At 38.5% G+C, this 20,250-nt stretch carries 22 protein-coding genes; 6 read left to right on the top strand and 16 right to left on the bottom strand.

Annotated features, from left to right (window positions below; all coding sequences use genetic code 11):
- The 7 genes from AC1M9H_RS10180 to AC1M9H_RS10210 all read right to left on the bottom strand — a co-directional run.
- Positions 1 to 1,859, bottom strand: a 1,859-nt coding sequence (locus AC1M9H_RS10180) for a GA-like domain-containing protein (RefSeq protein ID WP_481613309.1), incomplete at its 3' end; no start/stop codon positions are given.
- A 677-nt stretch (positions 1,860 to 2,536) separates the two neighbouring features.
- Complete coding sequence (gene lysM, locus AC1M9H_RS10185) at positions 2,537 to 3,010, bottom strand: peptidoglycan-binding protein LysM (RefSeq protein WP_481613310.1); 474 nt, start codon at positions 3,008 to 3,010, stop codon at positions 2,537 to 2,539.
- A 197-nt stretch (positions 3,011 to 3,207) separates the two neighbouring features.
- A complete protein-coding gene (gene acpP / locus AC1M9H_RS10190) occupies positions 3,208 to 3,444 on the bottom strand; it encodes an acyl carrier protein (RefSeq protein WP_035269198.1) in 237 nt (78 codons plus the stop codon).
- An 84-nt stretch (positions 3,445 to 3,528) separates the two neighbouring features.
- Positions 3,529 to 4,263, bottom strand: coding sequence for a 3-oxoacyl-ACP reductase FabG (gene fabG, locus AC1M9H_RS10195; RefSeq protein ID WP_481613311.1), 735 nt, complete (start codon positions 4,261 to 4,263; stop codon positions 3,529 to 3,531).
- The gene (gene fabD / locus AC1M9H_RS10200) at positions 4,260 to 5,246 is read right to left on the bottom strand and encodes an ACP S-malonyltransferase (RefSeq protein WP_481613312.1); all 987 of its coding nucleotides are present in this window, start codon (positions 5,244 to 5,246) and stop codon (positions 4,260 to 4,262) included. The genes fabG and fabD overlap by 4 nt, the downstream gene beginning before the upstream one ends.
- A gap of 213 nt (positions 5,247 to 5,459) precedes the next feature.
- Positions 5,460 to 5,645, bottom strand: coding sequence for a 50S ribosomal protein L32 (gene rpmF, locus AC1M9H_RS10205; RefSeq protein ID WP_035269206.1), 186 nt, complete (start codon positions 5,643 to 5,645; stop codon positions 5,460 to 5,462).
- Between the two features lie 77 nt (positions 5,646 to 5,722).
- Positions 5,723 to 6,280 (bottom strand): YceD family protein, encoded by a 558-nt coding sequence (locus AC1M9H_RS10210; protein ID WP_179999015.1) that lies wholly within the window; start codon positions 6,278 to 6,280, stop codon positions 5,723 to 5,725.
- Between the two features lie 97 nt (positions 6,281 to 6,377).
- On the opposite strand from AC1M9H_RS10210, the gene AC1M9H_RS10215 reads away from it, so the two are divergent.
- Both AC1M9H_RS10215 and AC1M9H_RS10220 read left to right on the top strand, forming a co-directional pair.
- Positions 6,378 to 7,040, top strand: a complete 663-nt coding sequence (locus AC1M9H_RS10215; RefSeq protein ID WP_180028321.1) for an elongation factor P hydroxylase — start codon at positions 6,378 to 6,380, stop codon at positions 7,038 to 7,040.
- 81 nt (positions 7,041 to 7,121) lie between these two features.
- Positions 7,122 to 7,739 (top strand): L-threonylcarbamoyladenylate synthase, encoded by a 618-nt coding sequence (locus tag AC1M9H_RS10220; RefSeq protein WP_035269212.1) that lies wholly within the window; start codon positions 7,122 to 7,124, stop codon positions 7,737 to 7,739.
- A 32-nt stretch (positions 7,740 to 7,771) separates the two neighbouring features.
- Here the strand turns inward: AC1M9H_RS10220 and AC1M9H_RS10225 are convergent, their stop codons facing one another.
- Entirely contained in the window at positions 7,772 to 8,215 is a 444-nt protein-coding gene (locus AC1M9H_RS10225; RefSeq protein WP_481613384.1) for a GNAT family N-acetyltransferase, read from the bottom strand.
- Between the two features lie 18 nt (positions 8,216 to 8,233).
- Positions 8,234 to 8,503 (bottom strand): hypothetical protein, encoded by a 270-nt coding sequence (locus AC1M9H_RS10230; protein ID WP_481613313.1) that lies wholly within the window; start codon positions 8,501 to 8,503, stop codon positions 8,234 to 8,236.
- Positions 8,504 to 8,784: 281 nt separating this feature from the next.
- Between AC1M9H_RS10230 and AC1M9H_RS10235 the strand changes: the two genes are divergently transcribed.
- From AC1M9H_RS10235 to rluB, 3 genes are read left to right on the top strand one after another with little or no spacing between them, the layout of a single operon-like run.
- On the top strand, positions 8,785 to 9,576 hold the full coding sequence (locus tag AC1M9H_RS10235; RefSeq protein ID WP_481597909.1) for a segregation and condensation protein A: 792 nt from the start codon (positions 8,785 to 8,787) through the stop codon (positions 9,574 to 9,576).
- Entirely contained in the window at positions 9,573 to 10,163 is a 591-nt protein-coding gene (gene scpB, locus AC1M9H_RS10240; RefSeq protein ID WP_035269219.1) for an SMC-Scp complex subunit ScpB, read from the top strand. Before AC1M9H_RS10235 ends, scpB begins: the two co-directional genes overlap by 4 nt.
- A gap of 41 nt (positions 10,164 to 10,204) precedes the next feature.
- A complete protein-coding gene (rluB, locus tag AC1M9H_RS10245) occupies positions 10,205 to 11,371 on the top strand; it encodes a 23S rRNA pseudouridine(2605) synthase RluB (RefSeq protein ID WP_081403293.1) in 1,167 nt (388 codons plus the stop codon).
- 47 nt (positions 11,372 to 11,418) lie between these two features.
- Here rluB and bioD read toward each other — a convergent pair whose 3' ends face one another.
- The 6 genes from bioD to ftn form a co-directional block, all read right to left on the bottom strand.
- Positions 11,419 to 12,063 (bottom strand): dethiobiotin synthase, encoded by a 645-nt coding sequence (bioD, locus tag AC1M9H_RS10250; protein WP_481613314.1) that lies wholly within the window; start codon positions 12,061 to 12,063, stop codon positions 11,419 to 11,421.
- The gene (gene bioC, locus AC1M9H_RS10255; protein ID WP_481613315.1) at positions 12,060 to 12,851 is read right to left on the bottom strand and encodes a malonyl-ACP O-methyltransferase BioC; all 792 of its coding nucleotides are present in this window, start codon (positions 12,849 to 12,851) and stop codon (positions 12,060 to 12,062) included. Before bioC ends, bioD begins: the two co-directional genes overlap by 4 nt.
- A complete protein-coding gene (locus AC1M9H_RS10260; RefSeq protein ID WP_481613316.1) occupies positions 12,848 to 14,005 on the bottom strand; it encodes an 8-amino-7-oxononanoate synthase in 1,158 nt (385 codons plus the stop codon). The genes bioC and AC1M9H_RS10260 overlap by 4 nt, the downstream gene beginning before the upstream one ends.
- Positions 14,002 to 15,285: an adenosylmethionine--8-amino-7-oxononanoate transaminase gene (gene bioA / locus AC1M9H_RS10265; RefSeq protein WP_481613317.1), complete on the bottom strand. Its 1,284-nt coding sequence runs from the start codon at positions 15,283 to 15,285 to the stop codon at positions 14,002 to 14,004. Before bioA ends, AC1M9H_RS10260 begins: the two co-directional genes overlap by 4 nt.
- An 82-nt stretch (positions 15,286 to 15,367) precedes the next feature.
- On the bottom strand, positions 15,368 to 16,093 hold the full coding sequence (locus tag AC1M9H_RS10270; RefSeq protein WP_481597917.1) for an alpha/beta hydrolase family protein: 726 nt from the start codon (positions 16,091 to 16,093) through the stop codon (positions 15,368 to 15,370).
- A 163-nt stretch (positions 16,094 to 16,256) separates the two neighbouring features.
- Positions 16,257 to 16,721, bottom strand: a complete 465-nt coding sequence (gene ftn, locus AC1M9H_RS10275) for a heteropolymeric bacterioferritin subunit Ftn (RefSeq protein WP_481587223.1) — start codon at positions 16,719 to 16,721, stop codon at positions 16,257 to 16,259.
- 321 nt (positions 16,722 to 17,042) lie between these two features.
- Between ftn and AC1M9H_RS10280 the strand changes: the two genes are divergently transcribed.
- Positions 17,043 to 18,107 carry an SDR family oxidoreductase gene (locus AC1M9H_RS10280; RefSeq protein ID WP_481613385.1) on the top strand — a complete coding sequence of 355 codons (1,065 nt, stop codon included), beginning with the start codon at positions 17,043 to 17,045 and terminating at the stop codon, positions 18,105 to 18,107.
- A gap of 61 nt (positions 18,108 to 18,168) precedes the next feature.
- Here the strand turns inward: AC1M9H_RS10280 and ligA are convergent, their stop codons facing one another.
- On the bottom strand, positions 18,169 to 20,214 hold the full coding sequence (gene ligA, locus AC1M9H_RS10285; protein WP_035269246.1) for an NAD-dependent DNA ligase LigA: 2,046 nt from the start codon (positions 20,212 to 20,214) through the stop codon (positions 18,169 to 18,171).
- Between the last annotated feature and the right edge of the window lie 36 nt (positions 20,215 to 20,250).

Consider the following 20,250-nt stretch of genomic DNA (forward strand, 5'->3'; position numbering starts at 1 on the left):
ACTTTCGCTTGTGCATCTTCTTTAGCAGCAAGTGCATCATCACGTGCTTGAGTCAGCTCAGTAAGTTCTGTTGGCGTGATTAAACCATCTGCTTCGGCATCTGCTAGTGCTTGCTCTGCCTCAGCATATGCTGCTTCAGCCGCCTCTACTGCCTCTGTCGCTTCTTCAAGTGTAATATCTTCGCCGTCTGGTACGCCATCACCATCTGCATCATTGACTTCAGGTAAGTCAATATTTACAAGAGCATCTAGACGATCTTGTAAACCATCTTTAATCGCTCCATTTGGCAATACATTTACCTTATCTTGAGCAACTTCTTTTGCATCAAGTGCAGCCTGTACTTTCTGTTCAAGAATACTGAGTTCAAGCGGGTTAATTAAGCCATCTTTTTGAGCCAAAGCTAAATTATTAAGAGCTTCAGCATATTTAGCTTCAGCTTCTTCTACAGCTGACTGCGCTTCCTTAATCGCTTCTGGTAAGCCATCTACAATGCCATCACCATCTGCGTCATTTACTTCAGGCAAACTTATGTCAGTCAGATCATCTAATCGATCTTGAAAGGCATCTTTCTGCTCCTGAACAGATTCAGGTAGAGCATTTACTTTACTTTGAGCAGTTGACTTAGCAATTTGTGCCTGCTCTAAAGCATTCTGTAAAGCATTAAGCTCTGTTGGATTAATTAATCCATCACGATTTGCAACAGTTAAAGCATTTTCAGCAGCTGCATACTTTGCTTCAGCCTCCGCAACAGCCAACTCTGCTTCAATGAGTGCTTCAGCGATATCATCTACGATACCATCATCATTTTCATCATTAATTTCAGGTAGGATGATATCCACTAAATCTTCAAGACGTTCCTGCAAAGCATCTTTTTGAGATTGAACTGATTCTGGTAATAAATTTGTTTTAGTTTCTGCTAAGGCTTTGGCACTCTCGAAAGCCTCTTTAGCTTGATCTAATTCCGCTCTTTCAGCAGGTGTAATCAGGCCGTTTTCATTCTTCTCTAAAATTAAATCTTTTAATGCTTCGTACGCTTGTTCAGCATTGGCTACAGCTTCTTCAGCATCTAGTAAAGCTTGCTCGAGATCATCTGGTACACCATCACCATTTTGATCATTAATTGCTGGCAACTCTTCATCAACCAAATCATCTAGTCGATCTTGTAAATCAGATTTTGCCTCGCCATCTACCAAGTTATCGACTTTATCTTGAGCAGCATCTTTAGCATCCTTCGCATCTTGTAATGCTTCCTCTAATTCAGCTTTTTCCTCGGGAGTAATTAACCCATCATTTAATTTATCTTCAATCAAATCTTTAAGATCTTGATAAGCTTTCTCTGCATCATTAACGAGCTGTTTTGCTTCTTCTAATTCATCGTTAATTGGTGGTTCTGGTTCCGGCGATACAGAATTAGATTTTTTATCAGAATCACTCATATTATTTGCAATAGCAACTACTCCAGCAGCTAATCCCCCTGCAATTAACCATGGAGTTAACCCTGTCAAAGCTGTACTTGAGTTTCCAGCGATAAGTGCTGAAATATCATCAATTGGATAATATTTAATAGTCGAAGCTATTTCATTGGCAGCATCTGTGAACTCAACCCAATAAAGCTGACCATTGTCATTAAATAAAATATTATGACTATTTAAGGGATCGTCAAAATAACTTTCTACAACTAATTGTTCGCCATTTTTAAAATTAATAACTAAAGAATTTCCTTCTTTCTGAAAGTTTAAGACCTCTTCGATTGATGCATCAATTTTCACAATTGAGTTCTGGTTTAATACGATTTTATTAGCAGTAGTCTTTTCTAAAACCGCCCCATCGTTTTTTGATAATATTTCTAAATTTTTCATGACGTCACCCAGTATTATTAAGATATTCTTTAACCCTCTATTTTTTTAACAGATAGAAAATCAAAGTAAACGTCATAAAATGTCAGTCAAAATTTAACTAAATTAACAAATTTTTGTATTTACTCTTAATTCTTTATAAATATTTACAAGTATATGTTTTAAAAAGAAATAATATTTAGTGTTTTGTTCACCAAAAAATTACATTTGTTTGATTCATATCACAAATATAATAAATATTGTCAATATATTCTCGCTTATTAAATTTTAAGAGACTTTATAATTAATACAAAATTACTATAGTTTTTATTTAAAATTACAAAATAAAACCCCATGCAACATAAGTTTAATATCTGAAATATAAATATTATTGTTAATTATCAACAATTTAATTTTATAAATTTAAATATATTTCATAAAAATCATAAGCTTACCAGTTAATTTAAATTTAGATCATAATTAAGATTATTTGATATATTTTTATACAATTTCAATTTTGTTTTGATAAAAAAAAACATTGTCTAATTTTTCTTCATCATTTTTTTAATTTTTCTCCAATAAAATTTAAAACGAATTATATTTTTAGCTTCATTTTTAATAATTAAATTAAACTTAGTAATAAATTTTGGATCAAAAAAAGACCGAGATTTAAATCTCGGTCTTTTAGATTCATTGATATTTTAGTTTGGAATTCTTAAAACCTGTCCAGGGAAAATATCATCAGCATTTTTAAGTAATGGTCGGTTTGCTTCAAAAATTTTGTTGTACTGATTTGCATCACCATAAAACTCTTTAGAAATTTTTGAAAGATTATCCCCTGATTTTACTGTATAGAATTTACTTTCAGGCTCTGGAGCTGAAACAGTAAGTTGGTCATCGACTTGAGCAACATGATCAATATTTCCCACAGCCAAGATGATCTTTTCACGATCTGCTTGAGTTTGCACTTGTCCTTTTACAGTCGCTAAATCACTGCTTGCATTATAAGTTACAGACAGTCCTGTTACTGGTAAGCCAAGTGATTTAATATGCCCCAATAATTTATTCGCAACTTCTTGAGCAGATGGCTCTGCTGGCGTTGCTGGTGTAGCTTGTTGCTCAGCTGGTGCGGTATTCTTTTTCCCAATACCTTTCACAAAATCAAAAAGACCCATTGTTATTCTCCTATTGTTATTTCAGTTTGGTGATCAAATAATTTAGATCCCTTAATTTTTATACAGAAGAACTATACCTAACGCCGTTATCTTTCTTAAACTTAAGGTAACTTAATGTAATATTGCAATTTAATCCTTAATAAAAAAAAGCCACCATAAAGGTAGCTTTTAAGTTCGAAAAGAACTGAATCTGATGATTAAGCTAATTTCTTAGTTACATAATCGATAGCAGATTGAACAGTTGTAATTTCGTTAGAGTCTTCATCAGGAATAGTAATGTCGAAATCATTTTCGAAAGACATTACAAGCTCAACTAGATCTAGAGAGTCAGCACCTAAGTCATCCATGAAAGATGCTTCGTTTTTAATCTCTTCAGCTTTTAAGCCAAGTTGTTCAGCTACTGCTTGTTTGATACGTTGTTCGATATCGCTCACAGGAATTCTCCTCATTGCTTGTGGCGGCGTATAATGCCTATAGTTTAATTGAATCTTGATATATTTGAAAGTTTATACATCGCATTACGCCATGTATAAACCGCCATTCACGTGTAATACCGTACCAGTAATGTAACTTGCTTTATCAGAAGCAAGGAAACTTACTGCATTTGCGATATCTTGAGGCTGACCAAAACGGTTCAATGCCACTTGATCACTCATTTTTTTCTGAATTTCATCACTTAACTGTTCAGTCATCTCAGTTGCAATAAATCCAGGCGCGATACTATTGACAGTAATTTGACGACTGCCCATTTCTTTAGCCAAACTGCGGCTAAAAGCTTCAATCCCAGCCTTCGCAGCGGAATAATTTGCTTGACCTGGATTTGCAAAATGCGCAACGACAGAACTAATATTGATAATTCGTCCAAATCTCGCTTTCGTCATACCTTTCAATACACGTTTAGAGAGACGGAATACTGCTTTAAGATGAATATTTTGGATATCATCCCAATCATCTTCAGACATACGAAGCAGTAGATTATCTTTTGTGATACCTGCATTATTCACAAGAACAAGTACAGGGCCAAAACTTTGTTCAATATCTGTAATGAGTGCATCAATTGCAGCTCCATCACGAACATCAAGTACTTTTCCTGCACCATGTTCAGCAAATTGTATAGATAATTTTTTAGCACCAGACTCAGATGTAGCTGTTCCTACGACAAAAAAACCATCTTCGATCAGCTGTTGTGCAATCGCAGCACCAATACCACGGCTTGCACCTGTCACTAACGCGACTTTACGTTCCTGCGTCATGCAATTTTCCCTTCTGCAACTAATACAGTATTTAAAGCATCTTCTAAACGAGATTTAGTATCTAAAGGCAATGCTTTTTCAACATGTTCTAAACGTTTTGCTAAATTTGTTAATACATTCCCAGGACCACATTCAACAACATAGCTCACATCTTGATCAGCCAATACTTGAAGTGTTTTAGTCCATTGGACAGACTCATAAAGTTGTGATGTCAACGCTGTACGCAATTCATCAACACTGTCAGCCACTTGTGCATTGACATTTTGAATCACTGGAATGCGAGGTAATTGAATATCAACATCTGCTAAAGCTTTGGCAAACTCTGCTGCTGCTGGCTTCATTAATGAACAATGTGATGGTACTGATACTGGTAACGCAATTGCTTTTGCACCTTGCTCTTTTACCAAAGCCATTAACGCTTCAACTCGTGCAGTATCACCTGCCACCACAACTTGACCCTGTGCATTATAGTTTGCAGCTTCCACCGAACCCTCACCTTGAGCGGTGACTTGAGCACACAGTTCTACAACCTTAGCATCATCAAGACCAAGAATCGCAGCCATAGCACCTTGACCCTGAGGGACAGCATCTTGCATCAACTTACCGCGTAAGTTCACCAATTTAACTGCATCTTTTAAGCTTAAAGATTCTGCAGCAACCAATGCACTGTATTCACCCAGTGAATGTCCCGCTAAATATTTAGGAACGACACCACCAAGCTCTAGCCATACACGCCATAAAGCAATGCTTGCTGTGAGCAGTACTGGTTGTGTAAATTCAGTTTGGTTTAACCCTTCACCACTTTGCGCAATGTGCCATAAATCAAAGCCGAGTGCTTCAGAAGCTTCAGCAAACGTTTCTTGCACACTACTAAACTGTTCTGCAAGCTCCGCTAACATTCCTGCTTTTTGAGAACCCTGTCCAGGAAAAACAAATGCAGTTTTGGTCGCAAGAACGGCTTGCTCGAGGCGTTTAGCAGACATATAAAAATCCTTTATTCAGAGCTTGACTATTCAATTTTGATTCATTTCGATCATCTTGAACATCAAACTCAAGTCTTAACTGATTTGATTGAGCGAAATTTATCATTAAAAAAAAGCTTTGGTAATTGCCAAATACAACAAAAAATAGAAATAAAAAAAGGGAGCTTACGCTCCCATTTTTTCTACTAAGCTTGACGCTTAATACATCACCAATTATTCAGCATCAGCTGCTTTAGCGAATAATTGACGACCACGGTAGACACCATCTTTAGTTACGTGGTGACGACGGTGAGTTTCACCAGTCGTTTGGTCTACTGTTAATGCATTCTCGGTTAAAGCGTCATGTGAACGGCGCATGTCACGGCGAGAGCGACTTTTACGGTTTTGCTGAACGGCCATGATGGCTCCTTACAAAGATCGAAAAAATGGATCAGAACAAATTCGATTGTCTTATACCTAAGAGTATAACACAAAAATTAGTTAAGTTTACCCTTCAAAGCTGCCAAAACACCAAACGGATTATCTCGTTTTTCTTCAACAACTTCTTCTTGGGCAGGTTGATGCTTATGCTCACAAGACTCATGTCTTGGTGACAAAGGAATCAACAATAACAATTCATCTTCTATGAGAGAAAGTAAATCAGCGGTTGCAGGTGCATCAAATGAACCTTTTGTCGTTGCTTCACTCTCACCTAAGACGATGAAATCAGCATCCTCATCCAAGCGCTCTATCAGTGACTCATCATCGACTAAAGCCAGATGAAAGTCCAATTCGAGAGGTAATTCAACAGTATCCAAACAACGTTGGCATTCCATTGGAACCTTCGTTTCAACACTACCATCAAGCCAAACGATACGATGATACGCATCCATTGATAGCTTACAGTCTATGTTGATCAATTGATTATCAATTGACCCAACAGCTTCACGGGATATACGAACAAAGCGCGACAATGGCAGTGTACCTGACCATGTGAAGCCCTGTTCAGCCCATTTAAACGGCTCAATCTGTGCCGGAAAGGTATTTGCTGACATAATTAAGGCGGCAATTCTACAAATTCATAAGTACTCTGTCAAAGATTAAGATACAATTTTGCACTTATTCAGACAGATCATTTGGGTTAATCAAGTCATGCATCAGTTGCAGCCGCAACCTGAAGTCACAACTTCATTACAGTTACACTATCCTTCGACCTCAAATTTGACCGATCACTTAGACCGCGTGCAACTCGCACCTTGGGTAAATCTGCAAACAGAAGCTCAACAGGTAGACTGGCTTATCTTACACTTTAATCATTGGTTTTCCCACTTAAATGTCACATTAGTCAAAGGCGACTTTGAACCTGAATACTTCCCTGCCTCAGACCAACAACCCGCTCGCATCCAATTCGCACATGGATTTTTCAATAGTGCTTTACATGAAATAAGTCATTGGACAATCGCAGGAGATCATCGTCGCACTCTTCCTGATCTTGGCTACTGGTATGCACCAGATGGTCGAACCGCTGAACAACAAGCCCTATTTGAACAAGTCGAAATTAAACCTCAAGCAATAGAATGGATGTTTGCCACAGCCTTTGGTCGAAAATTCCGCGTTTCTCTGGACAATTTAACGGGTGAAGGTGGTGATGGACAGTCTTTTAAAGACAATGTTTATGCTCAAGTACAGCGCTATTTTTCAGGTGACGCTCAGCTTCCAAGAGATGCTCAACACTTTATTCAGTGCATCTGTAAGTGTCTCAGAAGTGGCAAAACATTACATTTGGATGAATTTTCTCGTGCATCGCTAGATTAAGTCTAGTAAATATATATTCATGACATTGAAGTGAATGTCTATGCACGCAATAATACGAAAAAATAATCAGGAGAAAATAAAATGCTTCATTTAAGAGTACATCCTGACAATCCACAATCTCGACTTATTACTCAAGCAGTAGAAAGAATACGTGCAGGCGATGTCGTGGTTTATCCAACAGATGCGGCCTATGCCATCGGATGCCAAATTGGTAATAAGCAAGCAATGGAACGAATTGCTCAAATCCGTGATCTTGGTGCTAAGCATCAATATGCGATCTTATGTGCGGATCTCTCAGATATTGCAACGTATGCAAAAGTGGATAATGCAACTTATCGTCTGCTTAAAAATAATACACCTGCGATTACCACCTTTATTTTGCAAGCGACAAGTGAAGTCCCTCGTCGCTTGATGCACCCCAAAAAGAAAACCATTGGTTTACGTGTACCGAGCAACCCAGTCTGTCAAATGCTTCTTAAAGAGCTGGGTGAGCCTTTACTCACCAGCACCCTGATTCTTCCAGGTCAAACTGAGCCTTTGGATGATCCATATGAAATAGAACAACAATTAAGTAAAAGAATTGATGTTTTTATTGATAGTGGACTTGGCACATTAACAACAACAAGTATTGTTGATCTCTCAGGAAGTCAACCTGAAATTATCCGCCGTGGCGTGGGTGATGTGAGTGCTTTTGAGTAAAATGCCTCACCATTCATCTCGCTTTATTTAATTTACGCTGATTTTTCTTTATAAATTACTTGGAGGGTCTTTATTTGTTGACCCTCTTGCGTAAAGTTGCTTGGTTCAAGCCAAGCTAAATAACTTTCTTTTAAAGTCAGCCACTCTTCATCCAACATTGAAAACCAAAGCGTGTTTCGGTTTCTTCCGTTGACCACTTTATGTTGTCTAAACATTCCTTCATATTGAAAACCGAATCGTAGCGCGGCTTTTTTGGAAGCTAAGTTCAACTCATGACACTTCCACTCTATACGCCTAAATCCTAAAGTAAAACACTCATTCAACAGTAAAAATAATACTTCTGTAGCAGCTCTAGACCGTTTTAAATCTGCTGAGAAGTATACATTCCCAATTTCAACCACTCCATCATCCAACCCGATATTCATCAATGCGATCCACCCCACTGGTTTTTTCGCTATGCGAATAACATAATAAATATTCCCTTGTGTACCAAATTACGATGAGAGTTTATATGACAAATCTTCAATCGAAGTTGGCGCATCGTAAGGCAAATAGGTAAAGCTTGAAATAAACTCATCTGCAATCTTAATCGGGAATAGATTTCTCGCAAGCTCTTCAATATTTTGAATTAAATTTAAGGGATATAAATTTACATACGTTCCACTCAACGCTTTGAATGAGTCTATAGGGTGAGTATATGAGTGAACTTTTATGCCTACACTTTGTTCATATACATTTTGTTCTACTTTTTGAAAATTATTCATACTCTTTTACTTCTCGTCGAATACACGCTAACAATGAATACCAGTTTACATTTATTAGATAAAACACTAAATATATCTATATAACCTTAAAAAATACTACCTATTTATTTCAAATTTTTTATCGTAAAACTGCGGATAAAGATATATTCAGCACTCGATTTAATTTAGAATACCCATATTGTTTTTATGCTATTCGAATCACTGTCCTTTTACTGATTTCGATATGTGATCTCCTGAATCGCCCAACATGCTTTTGAAAATTCGCGTGGCTAATAATTGTAATGACTCAAGCTATCCATAATCCCATGGACGCACTTCCACACATCCGTGTTTTAGATGAGTGGCAAGATACGATTCCTGAAGATTTATATATACCGCCTGCAGCATTCGAAATTCTATTAGAACATTTCGAAGGACCACTCGACTTTTTAATTTACCTCATCCAAAAAAACGGTTTCGATCTACTTCAGCTCGATATAGCTCCGATTGCAACGCAATATTTGTCATATATTGACAGTATGAAGTCACTCAATATTGAGTTAACCGCAGATTATATGGTGATGGCGGCATTATTAGCAGATTTAAAATCACGCTTACTGCTTCCTAAACCTAAATCAATTCAAATTGAAAAAGATCCAAAACAAGAATTAATAGATCGCTTAGAGACATATTTAAGGATCAAGCAAGCTGCTGAGCGTCTCGGTCAAATGCCAATTTTAGACCGTGATACTTTTCTACCCAACGTTAGTCTTGGACAAATTAATACAGTAAATGAAGGTTATGAAGCCTCTCTTCTGCGCGATGCAATGTTTTGTATTTTTAATCGCCCAGAGCCTGTTACACACCAGATTACTCAAGAACCTGTTTTGCTTGAAGAACGTATTGCCTATATTGAACAGATGACAAAATCAGGTGAAGTTTTGAAATTTGATCAACTTTTAAAACCAAGTCAAGGCCGTATGGGGTTAGTGGTGACGTTTATGGCAATATTAGAGCTAACACGTCAGCAAAAAGTTCAAATTATTGCATCAGGTATTGAAGCCCCGCTGGCAATTCAAGGGCTGATGATATGACCATTGATCAATCAAACTCCTTTCAAGTTGATGAGTTACACCACGAAGTGCTCATGCAGCTCGAAGCTATTATTTTTGCCAGTGAAGCGCCTGTTTCTATTGCACGCTTGAAAGAGGCATTTCAAAACCAATTTTCCAAACAACAACTGCGCGCATATTTGCAACAGCTTGCAGTGTTACAACACGGTCGTTCAATTGAGCTGACTGAAACAGCTCAAGGTTTTCGCTTTCAAGTTCGTGCTAAGTATCGACAAGTGATTGCACAAACTTGGCCAGAACGTCCAACTAAATTATCACCATCATTGTTAGAAACTCTAGCAGTGATTGCTTATCATCAGCCCGTTACCCGAGCCGATATTGAGCAAATTCGAGGAGTCACGAATAACAGTCAGCAACTCAGAACGTTATTCGATTGGAACTGGATTAAAGAGTCTGGTTTCCGGGAACTTCCAGGAAGACCCGCGTTGTTGGTTACAACGCCACAATTTTTAAATGCTTTTGGTTTAAGTGATTTAAATCAACTGCCTCCCCTACAGGATGCCAAGGAAGCTTTTATGGCATTGGATGCTCACGCACCCAAGTCGTAAATAGGTGAACTGTTGATGATTATTTCTAAGGTTATGCTGTTATGAGTGAAAAATTGCAAAAGGTATTGGCACGTGTAGGTTTGGGCTCTCGCCGCTATATGGAAGAAGTCATTGCTGCCGGTCGTGTTAGTGTCAACGGTCAAGTTGCTCAAGTAGGTGAACGTATCGAACCAACCGATGAGCTTCGTATCGATGGTCGTAAAGTACAGTTCCAAATTGAAGATGAAATCCGTCGTCGTGTATTGATTTACTACAAACCTGAAGGTGAAATCTGTTCACGTAACGACCCTGAAAATCGCCCAACTGTATTTGATCAATTACCATCAATTCCGGGTGATCGTTGGGTCATGGTTGGTCGTTTAGATATCAACTCAACAGGATTATTACTTTTCACAAACGATGGCGAGCTTGCAAACCGCTTAATGCATCCATCTAGTGAAATTGAACGCGAATACGCTGTACGTGTGATGGGTGAAGTGACCCCTCAACTGAAAAAGAACATGACAGATGGTGTCATGCTCGATGATGGTCCAGCAAAATTTGAGTCATTCTCTGAAATTGGTGGTGAAGGGATTAACCGTTGGTATCAAGTGGTTGTAAAAGAAGGACGTAACCGTGAAGTACGCCGCATCTTTGAATCACAAGGCTTGAAAGTCAGCCGTCTATTACGTACACGTTATGGTACAGTCATTCTGCCACGAGAATTACGTACAGGTCGTTGGATTGAACTTGATAAAAATGACATTGATAACTTAACTAAGTCTGTTGAGCTCAAACCACGTCAAGGTACTGGTCTTTACGGTATGGCGAAACGCCGCAATGAACGTATGCAAGAGAAACCACTTGCAGCACGTCGTGGTGGTTATTTACGCCAACAACGCCGTGACGAAGGCGAGCATCAAGAACCACGCCGTGACTTCCGTCAAGGTGGTGCTGATCAAAGCCGCAGTGATAATCGATTTAACAATCGCGCACCGCGTCAAGAAGGCTCAGAAAACCGTTTCAATGCACGTGCGCCACGTCAAGAAGGCTTTGAGAATCGATTCAACAATCGTGCCCCTCGCACTGAAAATCAGGATTTCCGCAATAAGCGTCCTGAAAACAAAGGTGAAGTAAACGGCAATTCTGTTGATTACAAACCACGTAATGAAAATAAATTTGGTCAACGCAAACCTTTTGGTATTAACAAAGGCTTTAAGAAGTTCTAATTTTTTAAATCCCTAAAAAAACCGCTCAATAGAGCGGTTTTTTTCATTTATTCAATAAAAGGAATATCAATCCATTTAGCAGATGGAAAATGTTGCGATAAATAATTTTTTAAGTAGGCAGATGTATCACGTGAAATAAGCTCATCGTTAGATTCAGCATTCAAATTATATGCTAGAGCATATAACTCAAGCCCACGATGCTTCAGTGCCTCTAAGCTCAACAAAGTATGGTTGATGCTTCCCAAACGCCCCGAACTCACCAAAATTATGGGATATTTTTTATCCACCAAATAATCAATGGTTAAATATTGTGTTGTTAGAGGGACCATCAAGCCACCCGCCCCTTCAAGTAAAACAACTTCATATGAAGAGGACAACTGTTGAGTCGCTTGTTCAATTTTAGCGAAATCAATACTTCGCCCATCTATACGTGTCGCTAAGTGAGGCGATGCAGGATAACTGAAAATTTCAGGCATAGTGAGTTTTTGAGTATCTTCCTCTAACCAACCACATCCCATAATTTCACGATGTTTTTCAATGTCTTCAGAAACATCCACATTACCCGTTTGAATTAATTTCTGAGTAATGACATTCCGCCCTTGTTCACGCCAAATTTTTGCCAAATAACCAGTGACGTATGTTTTTCCAATTCCAGTATCAATACCGCTCACAAAGTAGATTTGAGCACTCATGACTTACTCCGTGCGATAAAAAATATAGGGTGATACGTTAAAGGATATACAAGATTCTCTTGCTCATCAGTCGCAATAAATTGTCGGTAACCTAGATAAAACTGATTCAAACTTTCCTTCGTCCAACGAAACCCCTGTGAGGTTGCCGTCACACCTGTGGCCTGTAAATGTTTTAGGACCAATTTTGGGTGCGCGAAGTGTAATTGAGCCAATTGTTGCTCACAGTGCATCACTTCAAATCCGTTCTGCTCTAGTAAGCTTTTAATTTGGCTTTGATCAAAATATTTTAATCCTTGTCCAGTTAAGGATTTAATTTCTTTTAAGTTCTGAGGCCCATAAGTTGAAAAGCAAAAATAACCATTGGGCTTTAAAGCCGAATAAATTTTCTGTATCAATCTTTCAAACTCAGACATCCACTGTAATGCAGAGCTTGAGGCACATAAATCAAGGTCTTTGGGTAACTCAATTTTTTCGACATCACCAATACGCCACTCGACAGGCTGATGATGACTGATGGTATGCTCAACATCAGCATATAAATCATTCAAAATGACTTGATCCATTTTAAAATGATGAAGCATCTCTTGAGTTAGATTTCCAGTTCCACATCCAATTTCAAATACTTTAGTAAGCTCAGAAGATGAAACATAAAGATGCATCAGCTCGCTTAAATGCTTCGCTACATTTTGTTGAATACGTGCCTGATCTGCATAAGTCCAATGCGATTTTGCAAATCGAGTAGCAATCATTTCTTTTTGAATAAATTTGTTCAACATAGAGTCATTCATAATTGTTCTTTCAACCGCTCCAATTCATCTTGATTCAGCTGGGAATTCATACAAATTCTCAGGCGTGAACTTCCTTGTGGAACCGTTGGTGGCCGAACCGGCAAAATATAAAAACCAGATTGTTGTAATTGTTGTGCGCGCTCAAGTGCACGCTGAGAATCACCTAAAATTAAAGGAATAATCTGCGAGCTTGAAGGACATTCGTAACCTTGCTCAAGAATATATTGACGCAGTTGCAGACTCAAATCACTTAAATGAGCACGTTGCTCCTGCATTTTTTTCATTTTATTCCAAATAAAATGCGTCCAAGCCATGTTGATGGGTGGTTGTGCGGTACTAAAAATCAAAGAGCGCATTTTGTTGATTAAATAATCTTTTAAGATTGGATGACACACAATGTATCCACCAACAGAAGCGAGTGCTTTCCCAAATGTTCCTACCAAGAAATCGATATCATCTATGACAGCATATTGTTCAGCGCAACCGAGTCCTTGCTTTCCCCGAACACCAATAGCATGTGCTTCATCTACATATAACATGATTTTACTGAACTGATATTTCAGACTCACCAACGCAGTTAAATCAGTTTCATCACCATCCATACTAAAAATTGATTCAGTTACCACAATGATTCTTTGATACAAGGGATCATCATGATATTGCTCGATCAATTGCTTTAAATGAAGCAGATCATTATGTCGATAACGTATCAGCTTCGCTTTACTTAAGCGAATCCCATCAATCATGCTGGCGTGAATCAATTTATCCGAAAGAATTAAAGTTTGACTATCAGCAATCGCAGGCAGAATACCAATATTCATGTGATAGCCACTGTTGAATAACAGAACTGCCCTTTGATTGAATGATTGACTCATGTCATATTCAAATTGCTCATATTCAGGATAATTTCCTGTGAGTAACCTTGAAGATGAAGAGCTCATTCTTTTTGAATCTGCTGAACAGTGATCAAAAAATGCTTCTCTTATTTGTAGATCTGACGCAATCCCTAAATAATCATTACTCGATAGATTCAACATTCTTTGTTGCTGAAGCTCAACCCATTTTCCATACTGAACGATGGATTTAAACTGCCGAAAATTTCCAGTTTGTTTTAATGAGTCTAACTGCTCTGCGTAGTAGTCCAACAGATTCATCTCATTTCCTCTGCAAGTTCCATCACAACACTCACCAACTGCGTTAGTAACTCAGTAAGTTCGACATCTGAAATCACAAAAGGTGGCATGACATAAACTAATTTTCCAAAAGGACGAATCCACACGCCTCGTTCTACGAAACGCTGTTGCAGCGTTTTCATATCAACATTTTGTTTAAGCTCAACAACACCGATAGCACCGAGCACACGAACATCTTGAATATGCGCTTGATCATCTAATCTATGTAAATAATGTTTTAGAATTTGCTCTATTCTTTGAATATTGGACTGCCAATCTTGTGACAATAAAAGCTCAGTACTCTTTAAGGCGACAGCACAAGCCAAGGGGTTCGCCATAAATGTAGGTCCATGCATAAATACGCCAGCTTCACCAGAGCTGATCACTTCAGCGACATGTCGTGTGGTCAGTGTTGCAGATAAAGTCATATACCCACCGGTCAGCGCCTTACCAATACACATGATGTCTGGTTCAACTTGAGCGTGTTCCCAAGCAAATAATTTACCTGTTCGCCCAAACCCCGTGGCAATTTCATCAAATATCATTAACACCTGATATTGATCGCATAGCCTCTTGGCTTCGCGTAAATATTCAGGATGATAGAAACGCATGCCTCCAGCACCTTGCACAATCGGCTCAATAATCATGGCAGCGATAGCGGCATGATGGTTTTTTAAAGTTTCTGCCAATACAAGAGTATCTACTGGATTCCAATCTTCATCAAATCGAGTCTGCGGTGCAGGAACAAAATAACGAGAAGGCAAGCTAGAACCAAAGACCTGATGCATCCCTGTGACGGGATCACAAACTGACATTGCATTCCATGTATCACCATGATAACCAGAACGCGTCGTGATAAAACTGGTTTTATCTTTCTTATCTTGTGCGGTCCAATATTGAACTGCCATTTTCAATGCGACTTCAACGGCGACAGAACCTGAGTCCGCATAGAATATTTTATCTAATTGAGGTGGTGTAATTTTTAATAATGCCTTCCCTAATTCAATCGCAGCATCATGAGTAAGCCCACCAAACATAATGTGTGACATGTGCTGCAATTGATCCGACACAGCTTGATTAAGTTGAGGATGGTTATACCCGTGAATGGCACACCACCAAGATGACATACCATCAATGAGTTGACGACCATCTTCAAGTTCAATCATCACCCCTGTAGCCTTTTTCACTTTATATGTCGGCAGTGGGTTTAACATCGAAGTATAAGGGTGCCATAAGTGTGATAAATCGAATTCGTCAACCATCCTGGAAGAGTGTCCTTATTAATCTAGACAGAGCATAACGCGAATTATTTTTGTTATGAATTGCCTGATTAGACAATATTCATCAGGATTTCTCATTCTTTCTTAGATATTGAACGATTTTGTCACTTAGTTGTGTAGCTCTAAAAATTGAAAAGCAGTGAGAACCTGGGATAATTTCGAATTTAAAAAACTTTGCATCTATCTTTCGGATATTATCTAGAACTTTGTTACTAACTAATCCATCATCATCAGCAAATACATGTAATTGTTTTCCGACATAATTTTTCAATATCTCGACAGTATTAAGATGATATAGTAAATCCAAGCCCTGCTTTTTTAAATCTAGCTCTTCACTCGTAATTGAATTTTGCAAAGATTGCCAATCTTGTTTAGCAGTTTGGCTGCCCTGTGAGACCAGATAACAAAATCGCTTTAAAGTGGTCATGGGGTCATTTTCAAAAGATTCTCTAAAACTTTGAAAAGTAGAAAGCGGCATACCTGTAGACCAGCGTTCATTGGCAACAAAGCAAGGATTCGATGCTAAAGTAATTAACGTTTTTGCCTGACCTGAAAGCTCGAAAACCTTTTGGGTGAGCAACGTTGCTAATTGCCCGCCTAAAGACCACCCTATAATGACATCGACTTTTTTAGCTAACTCTACATGTTTAGATAATTCCACAGGATCGAGTGCATTAAAGATATTAATCAGATCGATTTGAAATCCTGCCATATCCAAAGTAGTTTTTAAGTTTTCAAGTGGTTTTGTTCCGAGTCCCCAACCGGTAATTAATAAGATTTTACTCATGATTGCCAATCCTTAGCTGATCGTTTTCGGTCAGTATATAAAGCCAAGCACAATAACTCATTGAGCAAATCATTCAATTTCACTTTGATTTTTAGATAATTATTAAAAATGATTCAATTCAGACAAAACTCAGGTATAAAAAAACCCAGCCTTGCTGGGTTTTAACTTACATTTGAGACTGAATATAGTTTTGTAAACCGATCAGTTCAATTAAGCGAAGCTGTTTTTCTAACCAATAGGTATGATCTTCTTCGGTATCCGACATTTGTTGACGCAACATATCACGTGTCACGTAATCGCCTTTTTCCTCGCAAAGCTTTACACCTTGCGCTAATTTTTCACGCACTTCGTACTCAAGCTTTAAATCTGCTTTTAAACATGAAACGACGTCTTCACCTACTTCAATATCATCACGATTCATATTCGGTGTGCCTTCTAGGAATAAGACACGGCGAATAATAGCATCAGCATGTTGTGCTTCTTCTTGCATTTCATGATCGATACGCTCAAAAATCTTAGTGAGACCCCAATCTTCATACATACGTGAATGAATGAGATATTGATCACGAGCAGCCAGTTCACCACCGATCAACATATTTAAGTAATCTACGACTTCTGGATTGCCACGCATTTCAATCACTCCATTCTTTAATAGCAACATTATGAACAATCAGAGCTTATTTTGCAAAAAATATAATGTGTAAGTTTATGATTTTTATATAATTAAAATGAGAAACATACGCATTTGCAGTTTGAATCACTTATTTTTTACTTAAAAAATAACCCCTTGCATACAGTTAAAAAAATTCGAGAGCAGTTTTAAACAAATTTTAGCTCTATTTAATTTTGTAACCAATCGAAGTGACTATCATTACATTTGAGTTGATGTTGAAAATGATCAAGGACAAATCCTTTTTTTAATTTTAGAATGAATCTATTTGACCATCAGGCAATAACAATGATGACGACTACTGCCCCGATTTTGGTGACAGGTGCAACTGGCTATATTGCTGGTTGGGTAATTAAACAATTATTAGAACAAGGATACACCGTTCACGCCACTGTACGAGACTTAACTAAAAGTTCAAGTTTTCAACATTTAGAACAAATCGCATCTCAAACTTCAGGCGCTTTAAAGTTATTTCAAGCAAATCTCTTAGAAGAAGGTTCGTTTGATGAAGCAATGAAAGACTGTGAAATTGTGATCCATATGGCGTCACCTTTTTTAGTGACTAACTTTAAAGATCCAATCACAGACTTGATTGACCCTGCATTAAAAGGTACGACCAATGTACTGAACAGTGTCAATCGTACAGATACAGTAAAACGTGTCGTTGTCACATCTAGTATTGCTTCAACTTATGGCGATGCAGTGGATATTTTGAAAACTGAGCAGAACCAGTTTGAAGAAAGCCATTGGAATACCACCAGTAGTGCCGAACACCAACCTTATTTTTACTCTAAAGTCGCAGCAGAACGCAAAGCATGGGATATGCAAAAGGCACAATCTCGATGGAATTTAGTGTGCATCAATCCCTCATTGGTTGTTGGACCATCACTCACACCTTCTACACAATCTGGAAGTGTTGAAGTCATTCAACAATTTGGAAATGGCATGACATTATTTGGTGTTCCTCCAATGTGGAATGGTTTAGTCGATGTTCGAGATGTCGCTCATGCGCATATCCAAGCATCACTTCACCCTAAAGCACATGGACGATATATTATTAATGCTAAAACGATGACCCTACTCGAAATGGGTAAAACATTACGACAACATTATGGTGGACGCTATCCTTTCCCACGAATGATTGCTCCCAAGTTTTTATTCAAATTACTCGCTCCTCTGTTTGGCTATACGCGAAAATTCGTTGACTTGAATGTGGGTTACCCCATTTACTTCAATGCTGAGCGTAGTAAGCAAGAATTAGGCATGCAATATCGTGACGTTGAGACAAGTATCGTAGAACATTTTCAACAGCTACTTGACGATGGCATTATCAAAAAACGTGGTTAATATCTAATTACTCGAGAAAAAAGGGCATCTATTGATGCCCTTCGTTATGTGCAAGATACACTTAAGACTCAGGTTCAGTGAGCTGACCATGCTGAATCATAAATGCAATAAACTCAGCCTCATTCATCACCGGAATACCTAGTTTTTCTGCTTTTTCAAGTTTGGAACCCGCCTTTTCACCAGCAACCAAGCATTTCGTTTTACTGGATACACTACCACTCACACGTGCACCTAATGCCTGTAAGAGTTGAGTCGCTTCATCTCGCCCCATACTGCTTAAAGTACCAGTCACCACCCAGCTCTCACCATTTAAAGGTTGTCGAGTCGGTGCTATCGGTGCATCCCAATGAATTCCAGCCTCAATTAATCGATTTAATACTTCAATATTATGTTCAGCTTTGAAAAAGTCTAATATCCATTCTGCAGTAATATCACCTACATCAGGGGTTTTCTTCAGTGCTTCTAAATCAGCAGATTTCAGCGCATCTAAAGTCTGGAAAGTATTGGCTAACATTCGAGCCGTAGTCTCGCCTACTCCTCGAATGCCTAGTGCGTAAATAAATGCCGCTAATGTTGTTTTTTTACTACTTTCAATTGAGTCGATGAGATTTTGTACAGATTTCTCACCCATTTTTTCAATAGTCAATAATTTTTCACGATGCTCGTGCAAGTGGTAAATGTCTGCAACATCTTTGAGGAGTTCAAGATGTAATAAAGACTCAACCCAACGATCACCCAAACCTTCGATGTCCATTGCTTTACGTGATACAAAATGACGGATCGCCTCTATACGCTGTGCCGCACAATAAAGCCCCCCTGAACATCGTGCTAAAGCTTCGCCTTCGGGCATCACAACTGGAGAAGCACATACAGGACATTGTTCTGGCAATTGAATTTCAGTGGTTTCTAGAGGTCGAAATTCTGGCCAAACCTTTTCAACTTTAGGAATAACATCTCCGCTACGATAGACACTCACCGTATCTCCAACGCGCACGTCCAAGCGATGTATTTCACCAATATTATGTAAAGTCACGTTTGATACTGTGACTCCGCCAACCGATACAGGATTTAATCGCGCTACAGGCGTTAAAGTACCTGTACGCCCTACCTGCCAATCAATATTTTCAACTGTGGTTAGCGCAGCCACTGCAGGGAACTTATATGCTGTTGCCCATCGAGGTTCACGACTTAAAAAGCCTAATTGTTGTTGTTGCTTCAAATCATTGACTTTGATGACCATCCCGTCAATTTCAACTGACAGGTTTGGACGCTCCTGATTTACAGATTCATAAGCCGCTTGAACCTCTTCAATACTGTCACAAACAAAATGTTTTTCCCCAACAGCAAAGCCCAACTGTTCAAGCCAATTTAAGCTCTCTGACATCGTGCTCAGACCATGATGTGGCATGCATTGCGCAATTCCATAAGCATAGAATGCAAGTGGTCGTGATGCTGCTATGGTCGGATCAAGTTGACGCAAACTCCCAGCTGCTGCATTTCTTGGGTTAGCAAAAGTTTTCTCACCTTTGGCCTCATTTTCAGCATTTAACTTTACAAATCCAGCTTTAGGCATTAGTACTTCGCCACGAACTTCTAACAACGCTGGTGGTACACCTTGAGACATCATGAGTACTTTAGGCAAATTACGAATTGTTTTTACATTTTGGGTTATGACTTCTCCTGTTTCACCATCCCCACGTGTAACCGCTCGAATCAACACACCATGTTCATACCATAGTGAGATCGCAAGCCCATCAAATTTAAGTTCGACGTCGTATTGGATTTTCTGGTTAGGTAAACGCTCTTCAATTCTGCGTGCAAAGGCAAAAAGTTCATCCTGATTAAACACATTACCCAAAGACAACATTGGAACAGTATGTGTAATATTTTCAAACTTAGATAAAGGTTTATCACCGACTTTATTGGTCGGTGTATCCGTCTGTACTAAATCAGGATATTGTTCTTCTAAGTTTTTTAGTTGATAAAACAATTGATCATATTCACTGTCTTCAATTGTCGGCTGATCCATCACATAATAAGCATGGTTATGCCGAGCCAATAATTGAATGAGTTGGCGCATTTGCGCAACGACAGCGTTCTGATCCATATTTTCACCATATGAAAGGGCGGAAAATTCCGCCCA

Source organism: Acinetobacter sp. ANC_7512 (assembly GCF_056779935.1).